Genomic DNA, 1,358 nt, shown 5'->3' with positions numbered 1-1,358 from the left:
CTGCTGCGACGGGAAATGGCCCTGTTCCCAGACTGGTTGCTTGAGAAAAAGCTTGGTCTTGATTTGAGTGAAGACGAGAGGCAGCTTTTAAAGGCAAGCTTTCATGCTTTGGAAGAAAGTGCTTTGGCTCAACCACAAGTCGTTGTCCATCGTGACTATCATGCGCGAAATTTGATGGTGGTTGGTGAAGAGCTGGGAATAATCGATTTTCAGGATGCGGTGCAAGGTCCTAACACCTACGACCTGGTTTCCCTGCTTCGTGATTGTTACATCGTTTGGCCAAACGAGCAGCTTGAGTCTTGGTGCAGAGACTTTTACGACTTATTGAGTGATTCGGCTGAGCGACAAGCGAGCTTTGAACAGTTCAAACGAGATTTCGACTTAATGGGCATGCAGCGGCATCTGAAAGCGGCCGGTATTTTTGCTCGTCTATCCCTGCGAGATGGAAAGCATGGCTATTTGAATGATATTCCAAGAACGGTGCAGTATATCGTTAAAGTCAGTGCGGCTTACCCTGAGTTTCAGGAGCTGACTCACTTTCTTGAGCAGAGGGTATTGCCTGGGCTATCAGAAAAGCTGGGAGCTTCTTCATGAAAGCGATGATTCTTGCAGCAGGCCTTGGCAAGCGTATGCGGCCTTTGACGGAGCATGTCCCCAAGCCTTTATTGAGGATAGGTGAGAAGTACCTGATCGAATTTCACTTAGAGAAGCTCGCTGCGGCAGGTATTCAAGATGTGGTGATTAATACGCATTGGTTAGCTCAGCAAATTCCGGCTAGCCTGGGGAATGGCGAAAAGTGGGGCCTACGTATACATTACAGTCACGAATCTGAACTTCTGGAAACGGCGGGTGGTATTGTTCAAGCGCTTTCAATGTTGACGGACGAAGCCGAGCCAGAGTTTTTGCTTATCAATGGCGATGTTTATAGTGAGTTGAATATTGCTGAATTTCTGAATAACGCTTCTACTCACAATGAGTCGCGGGAGGCTTATCTCGCGCTAGTGGATAATCCTGAGCACAATTTAAAAGGGGATTTTGTCTTACAAAGTAGCGGTAAGTTGTCAGCGAATACAAATGATGGCAAGCACCTGACCTATGCCGGAATTGCTTTGTTTCACCGAGATTTCTTTAAGGATATAAAACCTGGCCCTTCGCAATTGGGCCCTCAGCTACGAACTGCGATTGAAGCACAGCGAGTTGGTGGTGAGCGTATCCAGAGCTATTGGCTCGATGTTGGAACGCCGGAGCGCTTACAAACACTCAGGGATAGAGTGTCAGCATAAACAGGCAAAAATATGACGGTTTTATTTGTTTGTGTTGACGAACTTTTGGCTCCTTTCTTCATACCTTAGATTGAA

General features: G+C 46.8%; 2 protein-coding genes. Both read left to right on the top strand.

What is annotated here, in order from left to right; genetic code table 11:
* The coding region (locus tag A3735_RS07580; protein WP_156499507.1) for an aminoglycoside phosphotransferase family protein at nt 1-594 on the top strand (594 nt) is incomplete at its 5' end.
* Nucleotides 591-1,283: an N-acetylmuramate alpha-1-phosphate uridylyltransferase MurU gene (gene murU, locus A3735_RS07575; RefSeq protein ID WP_068508882.1), complete on the top strand. Its 693-nt coding sequence runs from the start codon at nt 591-593 to the stop codon at nt 1,281-1,283. The genes A3735_RS07580 and murU, both read left to right, overlap by 4 nt.
* The last annotated feature ends 75 nt before the right edge of the window (nt 1,284-1,358 follow it).

It is taken from the genome of Oleiphilus sp. HI0061, assembly GCF_001635675.1.
Note: the sequence above shows the minus strand (reverse complement) of the source record. Positions and strands in the feature narration are given on the sequence as shown.